The organism is Streptomyces sp. NPDC050287, assembly GCF_044459385.1.
Lineage (GTDB): Bacteria > Actinomycetota > Actinomycetes > Streptomycetales > Streptomycetaceae > Streptomyces.
This window is the reverse complement of sequence record NZ_JBITIY010000006.1, coordinates 117,637-135,023: the sequence shown is the minus strand read 5'-3', so window position 1 is coordinate 135,023 and position 17,387 is coordinate 117,637. Positions and strand designations below refer to the sequence as shown.

Below are 17,387 nucleotides of genomic sequence, written 5' to 3'. Positions count from 1 at the left end.
CCCGGTCACTCGTGTGGGTGGCGGAGTTATCCACAACCGGGTGGTTATCCCCTGGAATTGACCAAGATCATCGCGGAAGTGGCGATGTGGTCGATCCTCGGCGCATGGCACTTCGATCACGTTCACGGACGACCAACGCAACCAGTGGGCCAGGACGAGGGCCCGCCTCCGACGGCCGGGCCCGCACCCGTCACCGCCGGCACTCCGCGCGCGGCCGCGCGATCCGGCACCGGCATGCCTCGGCCGAGGAACTCCGCCGCAGGGCGGAGGCCCTGTTCGCCCAACGCGCGGGGGAATGGCGGGAGTCGGGGAAGGGGCCACCGGGTGGGGAGGGGCGGGATGCCGCTGCCGGTGCGGGTGCCGGTTTCGGTGTCGATGTCCATGCCGATGTCCATGCCGGTGTGGATGGCGGCGGCGGGGGTGTGCGCCCCGCTGGGGCTGCTGTGGGCGATTCGGCTCCCCCTGGGCGTGTGGCCGTGGGTGGTGTGGCTTCCCGAGGTCGCGTGGCCGTAGGCGGTGCGGCTTCCCGCGGCGGCATGGTCGAGCAAGGCGTGGCTTCCCCTGACCGGATGATTCTGGGAGGGGCCGCCGCCGCGGATGACAAGGAGGTTGATCTGGGGGACCGGGCCGGGGCCGCCGTGGTGGGGCGGCGGGTGCGGGTCGGGTTGGCTCTGCGGGAGCGGTTGCCGGTGTGGCTGCAGACGCGGTGCGGTCTGGAGCGGCGGGGTGTGCTCGCGCTCACGGTGCTGCTCGTCGTGGTCGCTGCCTTCGCCGTGCAGCACTTCTGGGCCGGTCGGACCGAATCCGTCCGCGCGCCCGAGGTGGTGCGAGCGGCTCAGTCGTACGGCGAGGAGGCGCGGGACGAGGAGGTGCGGGGTGAGGAGTCGGCGCTCGCCGTGCCGGCCGGTGCGCCGAGCGCCGTGGGGACGGCGGCGGAAATCGTCGTGGACGTAAGCGGCAAGGTGCGCGAGCCCGGAATCCATCGGCTTCCGGCCGGTTCACGGGTCGCCGACGCATTGCGCGCGGCCGGTGGAGTGCGCCCCGGCACGAACACCGAGAGTCTCAACCGCGCCCGATTCCTCGTGGACGGGGAACAGGTGATCGTCGGCGGGCCCGCTCTTCCCTCGGTGCCCGGCTCGGGCGGTGGTCCGGCTGTCGGCGGCGCGACCGGTTCCGTGGCGGGAGCGGCACCGGCGGCTCCCGTCCCCCTCAACACGGCCACCGTGGACCAGCTCGACACCCTGCCCGGCGTCGGCCCGGTGCTGGCCCAGCACATCATCGACTACCGCACCCAGCACGGTGGTTTCCGCTCGGTGGACGAGCTGCGTGAGGTCAACGGCATCGGCGACCGCCGCTTCGCCGACCTGCGGAATCTCGTGCGGCCATGAGTACGGGCAGGAGTACGGGCCGGCGGCACGGCCCAGGTGGGCCGTCCCAGCCCGGACCCGGAACCGGTCCCGGGCCCGTGGACGAGGCGTCCGGGCCCCGCCCTGTGGTGCACGCCACCGCCGGGAAACGGCTCGGGGCGGCCCACCCTCGACAGGAAGGGCCGACGGATCTACGGCTCGTCCCGCCCGCACTGGCGGCCTGGGCGACGGCCGCGCTGACGCTGAACGCGTCGCCGGAACGGGTCACCGGCCTGGTGGCCGTGTGTCTCGTCGCGGCCGGCGTCCTCCTCGTGACCGCGAGCATGCGTGGTCGCCCCGGACACGTGACCGGTGCGCGGGTTCGCCCCGCACCCGAGAGCGGTGCGCGGGTTCGACTCGCGCCGGTCACTTGGGCGCGGGTCTCGGTCGCCGCCGTGCTGCTGTGTGTCGCGGCAGCCGCCGTCTCCGCCGGGCTGCACGGGGCCGACCTGAGGCGAGGGCCGGTGCCCGCGCTGGCACGGCAGTACGCCACGGTCACCGCGGAGGTCGTGGTGACCTCGGATCCTCGGCTCACCCGGCCGCGGATCCGGGGAAACCACGCGACTGAGACGTCCGTGCTGATCAACGCCGAAGTGCGACGCGTCGAGGCGGCGGACGGCAGGGCTGTGGTGACACGCACACCGGTGTTGATGTTCGTCGACGCGGGTGTCAAGGGAGCCGGCCGGCCTGCGGCGGAAGGAACGGCGGAGGGCTTGAGCCGCGCCTCCGATCGGGCGGGCTCCGGGACGAATCCCGTGGTCGAGGGGCCGGGGCGTTCGCCGTGGCTGGGGCTGTTGCCGTCCACGCGGGTGAGAGTCACTGCGCGGCTCGCGCCCGCGCTGGTGGGTGGCGATCGGGTCGCGGCCGTGTTGCGGGTGCGGGGGCGGGCGGCGCCGGAGGTGGTGGAGGAAGCGTCGGGGCCGCAGCGGTTCGCGGGTGGGTTGCGGGCCGGGCTGCGGGAGGCCACGGACGGGCTGTCGGCGGACGCGCGGGCGCTGCTGCCGGGGCTGGTCGTCGGCGACACCGCGCGGATCACTCCGGAGCTGGACGAGGCGTTCAAGGAGACCGACCTCGCACACACTCTCGCCGTCTCCGGGAGCAACCTCACGATCATCCTGGCCCTGCTCCTCGGGCCGCCCGGGATGGCCCAGCTCGTCGAGCGGCGCGGGCTGGCGCCCCGCCTCGGGATGTCGCTGCGGACGACCGCGGTGCTCGGCGGAGTGCTCACGCTCGGGTTCGTCGTCGTGTGCCGGCCGGATCCGAGCGTGCTGCGGGCCGCGGCGTGCGGAGCCGTCGCGCTGCTCGCCCTCGCGACCGGGCGCCGCAGATCGCTGATCCCGGCGCTGGCGACGGCCGTACTGCTGCTTGTCCTGTACGACCCCTGGCTGGCCCGGAGTTACGGCTTCCTCCTCTCCGTTCTCGCCACCGGCGCCCTGCTCACGCTCGCGCCCCGCTGGAGCCTCGCGTTGCGCAGGCGTCGGGTGCCGCCGCGACTGGCGGAGGCGCTGGCCGCCGCGGCTGCCGCGCAGGCCCTGTGCGCACCCGTCGTGGCCGTGCTGTCGGCGCGGGTGAGCCTGGTGGCGGTGCCGTGCAACCTCCTCGTGGAGCTCGCGGTCGCGCCGGCCACAGTGCTGGGCTTCGCGGCGCTGGCGACGGCACCGGCGGCGATGCCGGTGGCCAAGGCGCTGGCGTGGTGCGCGAGTTGGCCCGCCGAGTGGATCTCGGAGATCGCCCGCACCGGGGCGGCCCTGCCCGGAGGGGGAGTGGACTGGCCGGACACCTGGGCGGGGGCGGGACTGCTCCTCCTCGTCACGGTGGTCGTCCTGCTCGTCGGACGGCGGCTGCTGGGGCATCCCTGGTTGTGCGGGGCGTGCGGACTGCTGCTGGTGCTGGTGGTGGTGCAGCCGCCCCCGCTGACCAGGGTGGTCACGGGCTGGCCGCCGCCGGGCTGGCGGCTGGCGATGTGCGACGTGGGACAGGGCGACGCGACGGTGCTCGCGGCGGGCGAGGACACAGCGGTGGTGGTGGACGCCGGCCCCGACCCGGCGCTCGTCGACCACTGCCTGCGCGCGCTCGGGATCACCAGGATCCCGCTGGTCGTACTGACCCACTTCCACGCCGACCACGTGGCCGGGCTGCCCGGAGTGCTGCGCGGACGTGCGGTGGGCGCCATCGAGACGACAGGCTATGCGGAGCCCGTGGATCAGGCCGAGTTCGTATGGAGGCAGGCGGCGGCCCGGCGCATTCCGGTGACGCGGGCCGCGGCCGGCGAACGCAGACGCACCGGGGAGCTGTCCTGGGAGGTGCTGTGGCCGCTCCCGGGTCCGGCACCGGAGCCGGAGAGCCCGAACGACGCCAGTGTCACCCTGCTGGTGCGGTCGGCGGGGCTGAGGTTCCTGTTGCTCGGGGACCTCGAACCTCCGGCCCAGGAGGCGCTGTCGCGGTCGCCGGAGGGTGCGGCGCTGGCGCGGGTGGATGTGCTCAAGGTCGCCCATCACGGGTCGGCCTACCAGGACCCGGAGCTCATACGAAGGGTGGCTCCCCGACTGGCCCTCATCTCAGTCGGTGCCGACAACCCGTACGGACATCCGGCCCCGAGTACGGTCGCGGCGTTGCGGGCCGGGGGCGCGTCGGTACTGCGGACCGACCGGGACGGGGCGATCGCGGTAGCGGGCGCGGGCGCCGGAGGAGGTGACGGTACAGATGGCGGCGATGCCGGAGATGGCGGAGACGGCGTATACGGAGACGGCGACGGTACCGGCGGCGGGGAGCTTCGGGTGGCGCGAGACTGAGGTCATGAATTCCGCACAGGTTGATGCCTATCTCCGCCGGCTGGGAGTCGAGCGGTCGGCTTGGCCCGCCGGCGCCCATGTCGACTTGCTGCGCGAGCTGCAGCTGCGCCATCTGCGGACCGTGCCCTTCGAGAACCTGTCGGTCCATCTCGGCGAGGAGATCGTGCTGGAGGAGAAGCGGCTGCTGGACAAGGTGGTCGGCGCCGGGAGGGGAGGGTTCTGTTACGAACTCAACGGTGCCTTCGGGGCGTTGCTCGGCGCCCTCGGTTTCGAGGTCACCTTGCTCGCGGGGCGGGTGCACGGGGAGGCGGGGCGGCTCGGGATCCCGTACGACCATCTCGCGTTGCGGGTGCGGACGGTGGACGGGGACGAGTGGCTGGCCGATGTCGGGTTCGGGGCGCTGAGCCATCGGCCGCTGGCGCTCGGCGAGCGTGGGGAGCAGGAGGATCCCGGAGGCAGGTTCCGGATCGCGGCGGCGGGGCCGGACGGGGTGGATCTGGATGTGGTCATGGGAGACAGGGCGCAGTACCGGCTGGAGACGCGGCCCCGCGTGCTCGGGGACTTCGTGGCCGGGGCCTGGTGGCACAGCACCTCGCCGAATTCGCACTTCACGCAGTCGCTGGTCTGTTCGCGGCTGACGGAGGACGGAGGACGGATCACCCTCAGCGGGCGCACCTTCAAGGTGACGGGCCCCGACGGAGAGCGGGAGGAGTGGGAGATCGACACGGACGAGGAGGTGCTGGCGGCCTACCGGGAACGGTTCGGTGTCGAACTCGACCGTGTGCCGACTGTACGAAATCCCCACCAGAGCGGCTGATTCCGAGCACACGGGCTGGTTTCCCATGATGTGATCCCGCGTTGCCCCGAATGACTCATCAGTGGTCGAATGTGCCTTCGACAACAGTGATGGCAAGTCGCGGGAGTGTCGAAGATGATCGGTCGCTGGCTGGGAAGACCCGTAAACCGGGCGCAACGGACGAGTCCCCTGGCGGGGCTGCGGACCCCGCCGAGCGCCGGGGTGCTCAGCTGCCGGGTGCTCGACCCGGTCAACGAGCCCGTCGTGCATGCCGAATTCGCGGTCAGCGACAGCATGGGGCGCAAGGTGGTCAGCGGGGGGATGGATCCTTTCGGGTCGTTCGTGACGACGGTGCCGGCGGGAGAGTACCGGCTCGCGGTGTCGGCGGAGGGATACACCCCGTACCGGGCGACCGCGACGGTCGGGGAGAACACCCTCGCCTCGCTCGGTGATGTCACCCTTCAGGTCGCCCGGCCGCCGGAGCTGCCGGCGCCGGGGGACTGGGAGATCGAGCCGGCGCACTCCTCGATCGCGTTCACCGCGCGGCACATCGGGCTGGCCCGGATCCACGGGCGGTTCAACTCGTTCGCGGGGGCGATACGGATCGGTGACCGGGTGGAGCAGTCGGCGATGCATGTGCTGATCGACGCGGCGTCCATCGACACGAACGTGCGGATGCGGGACGACCATCTGCGGTCGGCGGACTTCCTGGATGTGCGGCAGTACCCGACGCTGGAGTTCTACAGCGATCGGTTCGTGCACAAGGGCGGCAACCGGTGGGCGGTCACAGGAGCGCTGTCGTTGCACGGAGTGACGCGTACGGTCACGCTCGACACGGAGTACCTCGGGCTCGGCAACGGTATGGAGGGCGAGACGCGGGCGGCGTGCCGGGCCACGACCGAGTTGCGCCGGGACGACTTCACGGTGAGCTGGCAGACGATGCTGGCGCGGGGGATCGCGGTGGTGGGGCCGAGCATTCGGATCGACCTGGACGTGCAGATCGTGCCCAAGGGCTGACGTGGGGGAGTTCGTCCGCGGTGGGAGTGCCGGACAATGGCTGCGTGAGTGATGTGAGACATGTGCTGGTGCTGCCCGACCGGGACTCCGCGGAGGAGGTGGCGGCGGCGCTCGGGGAGCGGTTCTCGGTGGCCGAGGAACCGCGGCTGGTGCGGGACGCGCTGGCCGGTGAGGACGATGCCGAGGACGCGCAGTGGCTGGTCGTCCTGCGGGACGAGGACGGGCGGCTGGATCCCGGCGAGCTGGATGCGTTCGTGGGGGAGTGGGAGGGGTGGCGGGAGGAGCCGTAGCCCTGCCGGGTGACCGGGGGCTACCGGCACCCGGCACCGGCACCCGGCACCGGCACCCGGCACCGGCACCGGCACCCAGCACCGGGTTGCCCAGCCCTCTCCCCTTCACCGGCCCACAGCCCACAGCTGAGAGCCCGCACCCCACAGCCCCCGATACAGCTGCCCATAGCTGAGCCGCTCGGTGGCCGGCTTCGCTGTCAGTGGTGCGTGGGATGCTGTGCGGGATGGCCAACAAGACTGCTCATGACGACCTCCTCGCTCCGGTGACACTGGCCGTGGGCCAGGAGGACCTGCTGCTCGACCGTGCCGTGCGGGACGTGGTGGTTGCCGCTCGGGCCGCCGACGCGGACACGGACGTGCGGGACCTGACCTCGGACCAGTTGCAGCCAGGGACGCTCGCCGAGTTGACGAGCCCGTCGCTCTTCGCGGAGCGGAAGGTCGTCGTCGTACGCAATGCGCAGGATCTCTCGGCCGACACGATCAAGGACGTGAAGGCGTATCTGGGGGCGCCCGCAGAGGAGATCACCCTGGTGCTGCTGCACGCGGGCGGGGCCAAGGGCAAGGGGCTGCTGGATGCCGCGCGCAAGGCGGGGGCGCGGGAGGTGGCGTGCCCGAAGATGACGAAGCCCGCGGATCGGCTGGCCTTTGTGCGGGGGGAGTTCAGGGCGCTCGGACGGTCCGCGACGCCCGAGGCATGCCAGGCGCTGGTCGATTCCATCGGCAGTGATCTGCGGGAGCTGGCGTCCGCCGTGTCGCAGCTGGTCGCGGATGTCGAGGGGACGATCGACGAGGCCGTCGTCGGGCGGTACTACACGGGACGGGCCGAGGCGTCGAGCTTCACCGTCGCCGACCGTGCGGTGGAAGGGCGGGCGGCGGAGGCGCTGGAGGCGCTGCGGTGGTCGCTGGCCACCGGCGTGGCACCCGTGATGATCACGAGTGCGCTGGCGCAGGGCGTACGGGCGATCGGCAAGCTGTCGTCGGCGCGGGGCGGGCGACCGGCAGATCTCGCGAGGGAGCTGGGCATGCCGCCGTGGAAGATCGACCGGGTCCGGCAGCAGATGCGGGGCTGGACACCGGACGGTGTCGCCGTCGCGCTGCGCGCCGTCGCCGAGGCGGACGCGGGGGTGAAAGGCGGCGGGGACGACCCGGAGTACGCCCTGGAGAAGGCCGTGGTGGCCATCGCGAGGGCGGCTCGCTCCAGGGGCCGGTCCTGACGGCGGCCGGCCAGGCATGCCGAAGGCCCCGGCCCCCGCCCTGGGGAAGGGCGAGGCGTCGGGGCCTTCATGCCGAGCTGATGGGTCGCGCCCGCGTGGCGAACGCAGGCCGCGCGCGACCCGAGGGGTGCCGGACGGGAGCGGATGAGAGAGGGCCCGCTCGAGTCCCTCCGGCGGTCAGATCAAGGAAGGAGTTCAGCCCTTGAGGGACGCGACCTTCGACGCCAGCGCCGACTTCTTGTTGGCGGCCTGGTTCTTGTGGATGACGCCCTTGGAGACGGCCTTGTCGAGCTGACGCGCGGCAGCGCGCTGGTACTCGGTGGCCTTCTCGACGTCACCGGCGGCAGCGGCCTCACGGGCCTTGCGGATCGCGGTCTTCAGGGAGGACTTGACGGCCTTGTTGCGCAGCCGGGCCTTCTCGTTGGTCTTGATCCGCTTGATCTGGGACTTGATGTTCGCCACGAATGAGCCTCTACAGGTTCTGGCACGGGGCCGCACGGGTCCCGTACCGATGATTTTTCAGAAGGTGTGCCTCGCGCTGAGAGGGCATGAGACACAGCCACCCACAGTACCAGCGGGCCTCCGAGTGGCCCAAACCGGTCGCACCGGCCCGCGCGTGGGACCATGGAGGCTACGTATCGATCCGACCCGAGACCGCAGACACTGCGGACGCCTCAAGAATCAGGACCCTGCGTGCCCGCGATCCCTAGCCATGTGCCCGAGCCGAGCCGTACCGACCCGACGCTGCTCCGCAACTTCTGCATCATCGCGCACATCGACCACGGCAAGTCCACGCTCGCCGACCGGATGCTCCAGCTGACCGGTGTGGTCGAGCAGCGGCAGATGCGCGCCCAGTACCTCGACCGGATGGACATCGAGCGCGAGCGCGGTATCACGATCAAGTCGCAGGCCGTGCGGCTGCCGTGGGCTCCCACCCATGACAAGAGCAACACGCACATCCTCAACATGATCGACACCCCGGGGCACGTCGACTTCACGTACGAGGTCTCGCGGTCGCTCGCCGCCTGCGAGGGGACGATCCTCCTCGTCGACGCCGCCCAGGGCATCGAGGCCCAGACCCTCGCCAACCTCTACCTGGCGATGGAGAACGACCTCACCATCGTCCCGGTGCTGAACAAGATCGACCTGCCGGCCGCGCAGCCCGAGAAGTTCTCCGAGGAGCTCGCCAACCTCATCGGCTGCCAGCCGGAGGACGTTCTCAAGGTCTCCGCCAAGACCGGCATGGGCGTCGAGGCGCTGCTGGACCGCGTGGTGCGGGACGTCCCGGCGCCGGTCGGCGTCAAGGACGCCCCCGCCCGCGCGATGATCTTCGACTCGGTCTACGACTCGTACCGCGGCGTCGTGACGTACGTCCGTGTCATCGACGGGCAGCTCAACAAGCGTGAGCGGATCCGGATGATGTCCACGAACGCCACGCACGAGCTGCTGGAGATCGGCACCAACTCGCCCGAGATGCTCCCGGCGGACGGCCTCGGCGTCGGCGAGGTGGGCTATCTCATCACCGGTGTGAAGGACGTCCGCCAGTCCAAGGTCGGTGACACCATCACCACCCTGAACAAGGGCGCCACCGAGGCCCTGGGCGGGTACAAGGACCCCAAGCCCATGGTCTTCTCCGGGCTGTATCCGCTGGACGGCTCCGACTACCCCGAGCTGCGCGACGCCCTCGACAAACTCCAGCTCAACGACGCCGCGCTCGTCTACGAGCCGGAGACCTCCGCCGCCCTCGGCTTCGGCTTCCGCGTCGGCTTCCTGGGCCTGCTGCACCTCGACGTGATCCGCGAGCGGCTGGAGCGCGAGTTCGGACTGGACCTGATCGCCACCGCGCCGAACGTGGTGTACCGCGTGGTCATGGAGGACGGCTCCGAGCACGTCGTCACCAACCCGAGCGAGTTCCCCGAGGGCAAGATCGGTGAGGTGTACGAGCCCATGGTGCGCGCCACCATCCTGGCGCCCAGCGAGTTCATCGGCTCGATCATGGAGCTGTGCCAGACCCGGCGCGGCACCCTCCTCGGCATGGACTACCTCTCCGAGGACCGGGTCGAGATCCGCTACACCCTTCCGCTCGCCGAGATCGTCTTCGACTTCTTCGACCAGCTGAAGTCGAAGACGCGCGGGTACGCGTCGCTGGACTACGAGCCCACCGGCGAGCAGACCTCCAGCCTGGTCAAGGTCGACATCCTGCTGCACGGCGACAAGGTCGACGCCTTCTCGGCGATCACGCACAAGGACGCGGCCTACGCCTATGGTGTGCGGCTCGTCGCCAAGCTGCGCGAGCTCATCCCGCGGCAGGCGTTCGAGGTGCCCATCCAGGCCGCCATCGGCTCCCGGGTGATCGCCCGCGAGACCATCCGCGCCATCCGCAAGGACGTCCTCGCCAAGTGTTACGGCGGTGACATCTCCCGTAAGCGGAAGCTGCTGGAGAAGCAGAAGGAAGGCAAGAAGCGGATGAAGATGGTGGGTTCCGTGGAGGTTCCGCAGGAGGCCTTCATCGCCGTCCTGAGCAGTGACGAGAACGCGGGTTCCGGCAAGGGCAAGAAGTAGCCGCGGTCGTCCCGGCAAGCAGGCGCGAACAGGGGCCCGTCGTGAAAGTGCGGCGGGCCCTCAGCCTGCGAGCAGCGGTCCTGTCCCGCTCGGAGGTGAAGAATCCGGGGATTCGCCAGATCGCTGAGCGCGGGCTCTTACGCGGGGACCGGTCGCGCCTTACCCTGATCCCTGCTAGTTACTCGCGAGTTAAACAGCCCCTTGCGGGTAGAAACCAGCCGCACCGAGCCAGCCGCAGCGCGGGCCCCCGGAGGATGTCGTGAGCGACACACAGACCCTGATCGAGAACCGTCCGCCGAGCGTGGCAACCCTCTTCCTGGAGCGCGTGGCGGCAACGCCGGACGCGGAGGCATACCGCTATCCCGTGCCGCCGGCCTCCGGTCAGGGCCCGGACGACTGGAAGTCGCTGAGCTGGGCGCAGGCCGCCGAGCGGGTCTACGCCGTCGCGGCCGGCCTGATCGAGCTGGGCGTGCAGCCCGAGCAGCGCGTCGCGCTCGCCTCCTCCACCCGGCTGGACTGGATCCTGGCCGACCTCGGCATCATGTGTGCCGGCGCCGCCACCACCACGGTCTACCCGCAGACCAACGCCGAGGAGTCGGCCTTCATCCTCTCCGACTCCGAGAGCCGGGTCCTGATCGCCGAGGACGCGGCCCAGCTGGCCAAGGCGGTCGAGAAGAAGGCCGAGCTGCCCGACCTCACCCATGTGGTCGTGATCGACCCGGCCGGGGTGGAGACCGCCGACTGGATCCTCACCCTCGACGAGCTGGAGAAGCGCGGCGCCGCCCGGCTGGAGAAGGAGCCCGACCTGATCAAGGAGCGGGTCGGGGCGATCACCAAGGACCAGCTCGCCACCCTCATCTACACCTCCGGCACGACCGGCCGCCCCAAGGGCGTGCGCCTGCCGCACGACAACTGGGCGTACATGGCGAAGGCGACCGCCGCGACCGGGCTGATCAGCGCCGAGGACGTGCAGTACCTGTGGCTGCCGCTCGCGCACGTCTTCGGCAAGGTGCTGACCTCCGGCCAGATCGAGGTGGGTCACGTCACCGCCGTCGACGGGCGCGTCGACAAGATCATCGAGAATCTGCCGGTCGTCGAGCCGACGTACATGGCGGCCGTGCCGCGCATCTTCGAGAAGGTCTACAACGGGGTCGCCGCGAAGGCCCGTGCGGGCGGCGGCGCCAAGTACAAGATCTTCCAGTGGGCCGCGGAGGTCGCCCGCGAGTACGCCAAGGTCGCCCAGGACAACTTCCGGCGCACCGGCACGGCGTCCGTCCCCTTCGGGCTCGGAGCCAAGCACACGGTCGCGGACGCACTGGTGTACGCGAAGATCCGTGAGGCGTTCGGCGGCAACCTGCGCGCCTGTGTCTCCGGTTCGGCGGCCCTCGCGCCCGAGATCGGCTACTTCTTCTCCGGCGCCGGCATCCACATCCTGGAGGGCTACGGCCTCACGGAGTCCTCGGCGGCCTCCTTCGTGAACCCGGGCGAGGCCTACCGCACCGGCACGGTCGGCAAGCCGCTGCCCGGCACGGAGGTGCGGATCGCCGACGACGGCGAGATCCTGCTGCGCGGGCCCGGCATCATGCAGGGCTACCACAAGCTGCCCGAGAAGACCGCCGAGGTGCTGGAGCCGGACGGCTGGTTCCACACCGGGGACATCGGCGAGCTGTCGCCCGACGGGTACCTGCGGATCACCGACCGCAAGAAGGACCTCATCAAGACGTCCGGCGGCAAGTACATCGCGCCCGCCGAGGTCGAGGGACAGTTCAAGGCGGTGTGCCCGTACGTGTCCAACATCCTGGTGCACGGGGCCGACCGGAACTTCTGCACGGCGCTCATCGCGTTGGACGAGGTCGCGATTGTGGAGTGGGCCAAGGAGAACGGGCTGGAGGGGAAGTCGTACGCGGAGGTGGTCGCGGCGCCGGCGACCGTCTCCATGGTCGAGGGGTACGTGAAGCAGCTCAACGAGGGGCTGCAGCGGTGGCAGACGATCAAGAAGTTCCGGCTGCTTCCCCGGGATCTCGATGTGGAACACGGGGAGATCACGCCGAGTCTGAAGCTGAAGCGGCCGGTCGTGGAGCGGGAGTACAAGCACCTCATCGACGAGATGTACGCGGGGGCGCGGGAGGCGTAGCGCCTCAGCACAGCCCCGCCCGGGACGTCAGATTCCGCGCCCTCTGCTCACCAGGTGCCGTAGCTCCTGGACCTGTTTGCGGAGGGCGGGGACGTCCGGAGTGTCCGTCAGCTGTTCCTCGAGAACCGCCAGCCGGCCGCTCAACTCCCCGGCGTCGGATTTCTCCTGCGTCAGCAACCGTTCCAGTTGCACGTTCTTGCGATGCAGGTCCAGGAACACGCTCACCTTCGCCCGTAGCACCCACGGATCGAACGGCTTGGTCAGGTAGTCCGCCGCTCCTGTCGCGTAGCCGCGGAACGCGTAGCCGGAGTCGTCGTCAGCGCCGGTGAGGAATATGATCGGGACGTCCTTGGTCTGGTCGAGGCGTTTGATGTTGGCGGCGGTTTCGAAGCCGTCCATGCCCGGCATCCGGACGTCCAGCAGGACCAGGGCGAACGGGCGGCGCAGCAGTGCCTTCATCGCCTCCTCGCCCGAACGGGCGCGGGTGATCGGTTCGTTGAGGGACCCCAGGGCGGCCTCCAGCGCGATCAGGTTGTCCTCCATGTCGTCGACGAGGAGTATCCCGGCACCGCCGTCGGTCGTTGCCTCAGTGTTCATGTGACTGGCCTCATTCAGTCGTCCGTGGGCGGGACCGCGGGCTCCTCGACATCGGCGTGCCGGGCGTCGTCCGCGCTCTCGGGGTCCAGGAGGGCGCAGACGACGGTCAGCAGCTGGTCGACGTCCACGGGCTTCGGTACGTAGTCGTTGGCGCCCCGCGCGATGGACTTCTCGCGGTCTCCCGGCATCGCCTTCGCGGTGAGCGCGACGATGGGCAGGCCCGTCCAGCGGGGGGCGCGGCGGATGGCGGCGATGGTCTCGTAGCCGTCCATCTCCGGCATCATGATGTCCATCAGGACGAGTTCGACGTCCGGGTTGCGCTCCAGTGTCTCGATGCCCTCGCGGCCGTTCTCCGCGTAGAGAACCGGCATGCCGACGCGGCCCAGGACGTGGGTGAGGGCGAAGACGTTGCGGATGTCGTCGTCCACGATCAGTACCTGGCGCCCGGGCAGCACCTGGCCCGCCCGGCCCGCCTTCCACGCCTCCAGCTTGGTGGGCGCCGGCCAGGAGTCGTCCACCTCGGGGGCGGCGGGGTAGGGATCGGCCGACAGTTCCTCCGGCGCCGGCCCAGGCCGGTCCTCGGAGGTCGGGCCGGTCGCCGAGTGGCCGGGGCTGACCACGGGGACGTACAGCGTGAAGGTGGACCCCTTGCCGGGTTCGCTCTCGGCGACGATACGGCCGCCCAGCAGGCCCGCGATCTCGCGGCTGATGGACAGTCCCAGCCCCGTGCCGCCGTACTTGCGGTTGGTCGTGCCGTCGGCCTGCTGGAACGCCTCGAAGATCACCGGGAGTTTCTCGGCGGCGATGCCGATGCCGGTGTCGGACACCGCGAAGGCGATCACCTGGTCGCTGCCCTGGACTCCCCCACTCTCGGCTTCGCTCGAGCGGGGGGACCCCCATTGGTGCTCGGGGTCCTGCAGCCGGTTCACCCGCAGTTCGACCCGGCCCGACGCGGTGAACTTGATCGCGTTGGAGAGCAGGTTGCGCAGGATCTGCTGGAGTCGCTGCTCGTCGGAGTACATCTCGCGCGGTACGTCCTCACCGACCGCCACCTCGAAGGCGAGCCCCCGGTCGATGGTGAGCGGGCGGAACGTGGCGTGGACGTAGTCGAGCAGTTTGATCAGGGGGAGCCTCTTGGGGCGTACGTCCATCCGGCCCGCCTCGATCTTCGAGAGGTCCAGGATGTCGTTGATCAGCTGGAGCAGGTCGGAGCCCGAGCGGTGGATCGTCGTGGCGAACTGGACCTCCTGGTCGGAGAGGCGGCCGTCCGGGTTGTCCGAGAGGAGGCGGGCCAGGATCAGCAGGGAGTTCAGGGGCGTGCGCAGCTCGTGCGACATGTTCGCCAGGAACTCCGACTTGTACTGGGAGGACGTGGCCAGCAGGGCCGCCTTCTCCTCCAGCTCGGCGTTCGAGCGCTGCAACTCCGCCTGCTGTTTCTGGAGTTCGTCCGAGCGTTCCTGGAGCTGCATGGCCAGACGCTGGGACTCGCCGAGCAGGGACTCGGTACGGGAGTTGGCGATGATCGTGTTGATGGCGACGCCGATGGTGTTCACGAACTGGTCGAAGAAGGCCAGGTGGACGTCGGAGAAGCGGGAGAAGGAGGCGAGTTCGATGACGCCGAGGAGCTTGTCCTCGAAGAGGATCGGGATGATGACCACGCTCGTCGGGGCCGCTTCCCCCAGCCCGCTGTTGATCTTGATGTAGTCCGGAGGGGCCTCCTCCACCAGGATCCGCTTCTTCTCACGGGCGGCCTGGCGTACGAGGCCGTGCACCGGCATGGCTCCCGTGTCGACGGTCGCGCTCTGCGCCGAGCCGTATCCGGCGATGAACGCGAGCCCCTTCGCGGGAACGGCCGTGTGCAGCGAGGTGCCGTCCTCGTCCGGGTCGGCCAGGAAGAACGCGCCGTACTGGGCGTTCACCAGCGGGGTCAGCTCCCGCAGGATCAGGTCGGCGACCTCCATCAGGTCGCGGTGGCCCTGCATCAGCGCGGCGAGGCGGGCCAGATTGGACTCCAGCCAGTCCTTCGCGCGGGTCGTCTCGCGGAGGTTGGCCACCATCAGGTTGATGTTGTCCTTCAGCTCCGTGACCTCGCCCTGCGTCTCCACCGTGATGGAGCGGGACATGTCGCCCTGGGCCACCGCGGAGGCCACCTCGGCGATCGCGCGGACCTGGGTGGTGAGGTTCAGGGCGAGTTCGTTCACGTTCGTCGTCAGGCGTTTCCAGGTGCCGTAGACGCCCTCGACCCGCGCCTGGCCGCCGAGTTGGCCCTCGGAGCCGACCTCGCGGGCGACCCGCGTGACCTCGGAGGAGAAGGAGGACAGGGTGTCGACCATCGTGTTGATGGTGGTCTTCAGCTCCAGGATCTCGCCGCGGGCGTCCACGTCGATCTTCTTCGACAGGTCGCCCTGTGCCACGGCGGTCGCGACCTGGGCGATGTTGCGGACCTGCGAAGTGAGGTTGTCCGCCATGTAGTTGACGTTGTCGGTCAGGTCCCGCCAGACGCCAGAGACGCCCAGCACCTGGGCGCGCCCGCCGAGCCGGCCGTCGGTGCCGACCTCGCGGGCCACCCGGGTCACCTCGTCGGCGAACGCCCGCAGTTGCTCCACCATCGTGTTGACGGTGTCCTTCAGTTCGAGGATCTCGCCGCGGGCGTCGACCGTGATCTTCTTGGACAGGTCGCCGTTGGCGACGGCGGTGGTGACCTGGGCGATGTTGCGGACCTGGGAGGTCAGGTTCAGGGCCATGAAGTTGACGTTGTCGGTGAGGTCCTTCCAGACGCCCGACACGCCCCGCACCTGAGCCTGACCGCCGAGGTTGCCCTCGGTGCCGACCTCGCGGGCGACGCGGGTGACCTCGTCGGCGAAGGCGGAGAGCTGGTCGACCATCGTGTTGATCGTGGACTTCAGTTCAAGGATCTCGCCCTTCGCCTCCACCGTGATCTTCTTGCCGAGGTCGCCCTGTGCCACGGCGGTGGAGACGAGGGCGATGTTGCGGACCTGCGAGGTCAGGTTGTCCGCCATGAAGTTGACGTTGTCGGTGAGGTCCTTCCAGACACCGGACACGCCCCGCACCTGCGCCCGGCCGCCGAGGTTGCCCTCGGTGCCGACCTCGCGGGCGACGCGGGTGACCTCGTCGGCGAAGGCGGAGAGCTGGTCGACCATCGTGTTGATGGTGGACTTCAGCTCCAGGATCTCGCCCTTCGCGTCCACCGTGATCTTCTGGCTCAGGTCGCCGTTGGCGACGGCCGTCGTCACCTGGGCGATGTTGCGGACCTGCGAGGTCAGGTTCGAGGCCATGAAGTTGACGTTGTCGGTGAGGTCCTTCCAGACGCCCGACACTCCCCGCACCTGGGCCCGGCCGCCCAGCTGGCCCTCGGTGCCGACCTCGCGGGCCACCCGCGTGACCTCGTCGGCGAAGGCGGAGAGCTGGTCCACCATGGTGTTGACCGTCAGCTTCAGTTCGAGCAGTTCACCGGTCGCCTCGACGGTCACCGTGCGGGTCAGGTCGCCGCGGGCCACCGCCGTGGTCACCAGGGCGATGTCACGCACCTGGGCCGTCAGCCGGGACGCCATCGTGTTGACCGCCTCGGTCACGTCCCGCCAACTCCCCGACAGGCCCGTCGCCTTGGCCCGGCCGCCGAGCCGTCCCTCGGTGCCGACCTCCCTGGCGACCCGGGTCACCTCGCCGGTGAACAGGGACAGCTGGTCCACCATCTTGTTCACGGCCCGGCCCAGCCGCCGCAGGTCACCGCGCAACTGCCTGCTGCCGTCGTGCAGATCGACCCGCTGGGTCAGGTCGCCGCCGGCCACCGCGTCCAGGACCCGGGTCGCGTTCGCCGCCGGGGCCACGAGGGCGTCGAGAACCTGGTTCACGTCGTTGACCCGGGAGGTCCAGGCGCCCTGGCCGGGGCTGGCGGAGAGACGTTCGTCGAGTCGGCCGTGCCGGACCAACTCCCTCTTCACGCGCTGCACTTCGGTGTTGAAGTGGGTGCTGCGGTCCATGATCTGGTTGAAGACGGCGGTCAGTTCGGCCGTCAGACCGTGCCCCGACTCCGGCACCTTGGAGAAGTCACCGTCGCGGGCCGCGGTCATCGCGGCGAGCAGGGGGCGCAGATCGGATGCTCGAATCTGGCCATCTTTGTGTCCGTCTTCGAGCACATGTGCAGCACTGTTCTCACTCATGGCGGCCCACTTCGGTAACTCGGCGCTTATGGGCGGGGCCAGTCTGTCACTCTGTCGGCATCGACTGAGGCGTATTCGTCCGAACCGCTCGGGGAGCTGTCCATGGGGGCCATTCCGACGCAACGGGAGACCGTTTCCCGTGCCTCCGGCACGGCTGCGCCCGCGCCTGGGCCGGCGTCCGGGCCGACGCCCGAGCCGGGGGGCGCGCGACCAGGCGCCGAGGAACACCCGCACGCCGACTCGCCCTCGTGTACGGAGGCACTTCCGGCCACTGCCGCGTCCCCGTGCGCCGAGGTACCGCCGACCGCCACCGCGCCCTCTCTCGCCGACGCACATCCGGCCACCGCGGCGCCTCCGCCCGCCGACGCACATCCGGCCACCGCGGCGCCTCCGCCCGC

The 17,387-nt window shown here is 70.3% G+C and carries 11 protein-coding genes; 8 read left to right on the top strand and 3 right to left on the bottom strand.

What is annotated here, in order from left to right; translation table 11 throughout:
• Positions 1–104 precede the first annotated feature (104 nt).
• The 6 genes from ACIBK3_RS22605 to holA all read left to right on the top strand — a co-directional run bounded on the left by ACIBK3_RS22605 (position 105) and on the right by holA (position 7,515).
• The gene (locus ACIBK3_RS22605; RefSeq protein ID WP_399368055.1) at positions 105–1,388 is read left to right on the top strand and encodes a helix-hairpin-helix domain-containing protein; all 1,284 of its coding nucleotides are present in this window, start codon (positions 105–107) and stop codon (positions 1,386–1,388) included.
• Positions 1,385–4,198: a ComEC/Rec2 family competence protein gene (locus ACIBK3_RS22600; protein ID WP_399368053.1), complete on the top strand. Its 2,814-nt coding sequence runs from the start codon at positions 1,385–1,387 to the stop codon at positions 4,196–4,198. Before ACIBK3_RS22605 ends, ACIBK3_RS22600 begins: the two co-directional genes overlap by 4 nt.
• A 4-nt stretch (positions 4,199–4,202) precedes the next feature.
• Complete coding sequence (locus ACIBK3_RS22595; protein WP_399368051.1) at positions 4,203–5,015, top strand: arylamine N-acetyltransferase; 813 nt, start codon at positions 4,203–4,205, stop codon at positions 5,013–5,015.
• A 114-nt stretch (positions 5,016–5,129) separates the two neighbouring features.
• Positions 5,130–6,011 (top strand): YceI family protein, encoded by an 882-nt coding sequence (locus ACIBK3_RS22590; RefSeq protein WP_399368049.1) that lies wholly within the window; start codon positions 5,130–5,132, stop codon positions 6,009–6,011.
• Between the two features lie 44 nt (positions 6,012–6,055).
• Positions 6,056–6,301 carry a hypothetical protein gene (locus ACIBK3_RS22585; protein WP_399368047.1) on the top strand — a complete coding sequence of 82 codons (246 nt, stop codon included), beginning with the start codon at positions 6,056–6,058 and terminating at the stop codon, positions 6,299–6,301.
• A gap of 224 nt (positions 6,302–6,525) precedes the next feature.
• A complete protein-coding gene (gene holA / locus ACIBK3_RS22580; RefSeq protein ID WP_399368045.1) occupies positions 6,526–7,515 on the top strand; it encodes a DNA polymerase III subunit delta in 990 nt (329 codons plus the stop codon).
• Between the two features lie 195 nt (positions 7,516–7,710).
• Here holA and rpsT read toward each other — a convergent pair whose 3' ends face one another.
• Positions 7,711–7,977, bottom strand: a complete 267-nt coding sequence (rpsT, locus tag ACIBK3_RS22575) for a 30S ribosomal protein S20 (protein WP_015660447.1) — start codon at positions 7,975–7,977, stop codon at positions 7,711–7,713.
• Positions 7,978–8,208: 231 nt separating this feature from the next.
• Between rpsT and lepA the strand changes: the two genes are divergently transcribed.
• Positions 8,209–10,077: a translation elongation factor 4 gene (lepA, locus tag ACIBK3_RS22570; RefSeq protein WP_399368043.1), complete on the top strand. Its 1,869-nt coding sequence runs from the start codon at positions 8,209–8,211 to the stop codon at positions 10,075–10,077.
• A gap of 259 nt (positions 10,078–10,336) precedes the next feature.
• Positions 10,337–12,211: an AMP-dependent synthetase/ligase gene (locus ACIBK3_RS22565; protein ID WP_399368041.1), complete on the top strand. Its 1,875-nt coding sequence runs from the start codon at positions 10,337–10,339 to the stop codon at positions 12,209–12,211.
• A 27-nt stretch (positions 12,212–12,238) separates the two neighbouring features.
• Here ACIBK3_RS22565 and ACIBK3_RS22560 read toward each other — a convergent pair whose 3' ends face one another.
• Both ACIBK3_RS22560 and ACIBK3_RS22555 read right to left on the bottom strand, forming a co-directional pair.
• Positions 12,239–12,808 (bottom strand): two-component system response regulator, encoded by a 570-nt coding sequence (locus ACIBK3_RS22560; protein ID WP_399368039.1) that lies wholly within the window; start codon positions 12,806–12,808, stop codon positions 12,239–12,241.
• A 14-nt stretch (positions 12,809–12,822) separates the two neighbouring features.
• Positions 12,823–16,989, bottom strand: coding sequence for a HAMP domain-containing protein (locus tag ACIBK3_RS22555; protein ID WP_399368037.1), 4,167 nt, complete (start codon positions 16,987–16,989; stop codon positions 12,823–12,825).
• Positions 16,990–17,387 lie beyond the last annotated feature (398 nt).

Coding starts and splice junctions, on each gene's coding strand:
- ACIBK3_RS22590 (WP_399368049.1), top strand. CDS start 5,130: ATGATCGGTCGCTGGCTGGGAAGACCCGTAAACCGGGCGCAACGGACG.
- holA (WP_399368045.1), top strand. CDS start 6,526: ATGGCCAACAAGACTGCTCATGACGACCTCCTCGCTCCGGTGACACTG.
- ACIBK3_RS22605 (WP_399368055.1), top strand. CDS start 105: ATGGCACTTCGATCACGTTCACGGACGACCAACGCAACCAGTGGGCCA.
- ACIBK3_RS22595 (WP_399368051.1), top strand. CDS start 4,203: ATGAATTCCGCACAGGTTGATGCCTATCTCCGCCGGCTGGGAGTCGAG.
- ACIBK3_RS22560 (WP_399368039.1), bottom strand. CDS start 12,808: ATGAACACTGAGGCAACGACCGACGGCGGTGCCGGGATACTCCTCGTC.
- ACIBK3_RS22600 (WP_399368053.1), top strand. CDS start 1,385: ATGAGTACGGGCAGGAGTACGGGCCGGCGGCACGGCCCAGGTGGGCCG.
- ACIBK3_RS22555 (WP_399368037.1), bottom strand. CDS start 16,989: ATGAGTGAGAACAGTGCTGCACATGTGCTCGAAGACGGACACAAAGAT.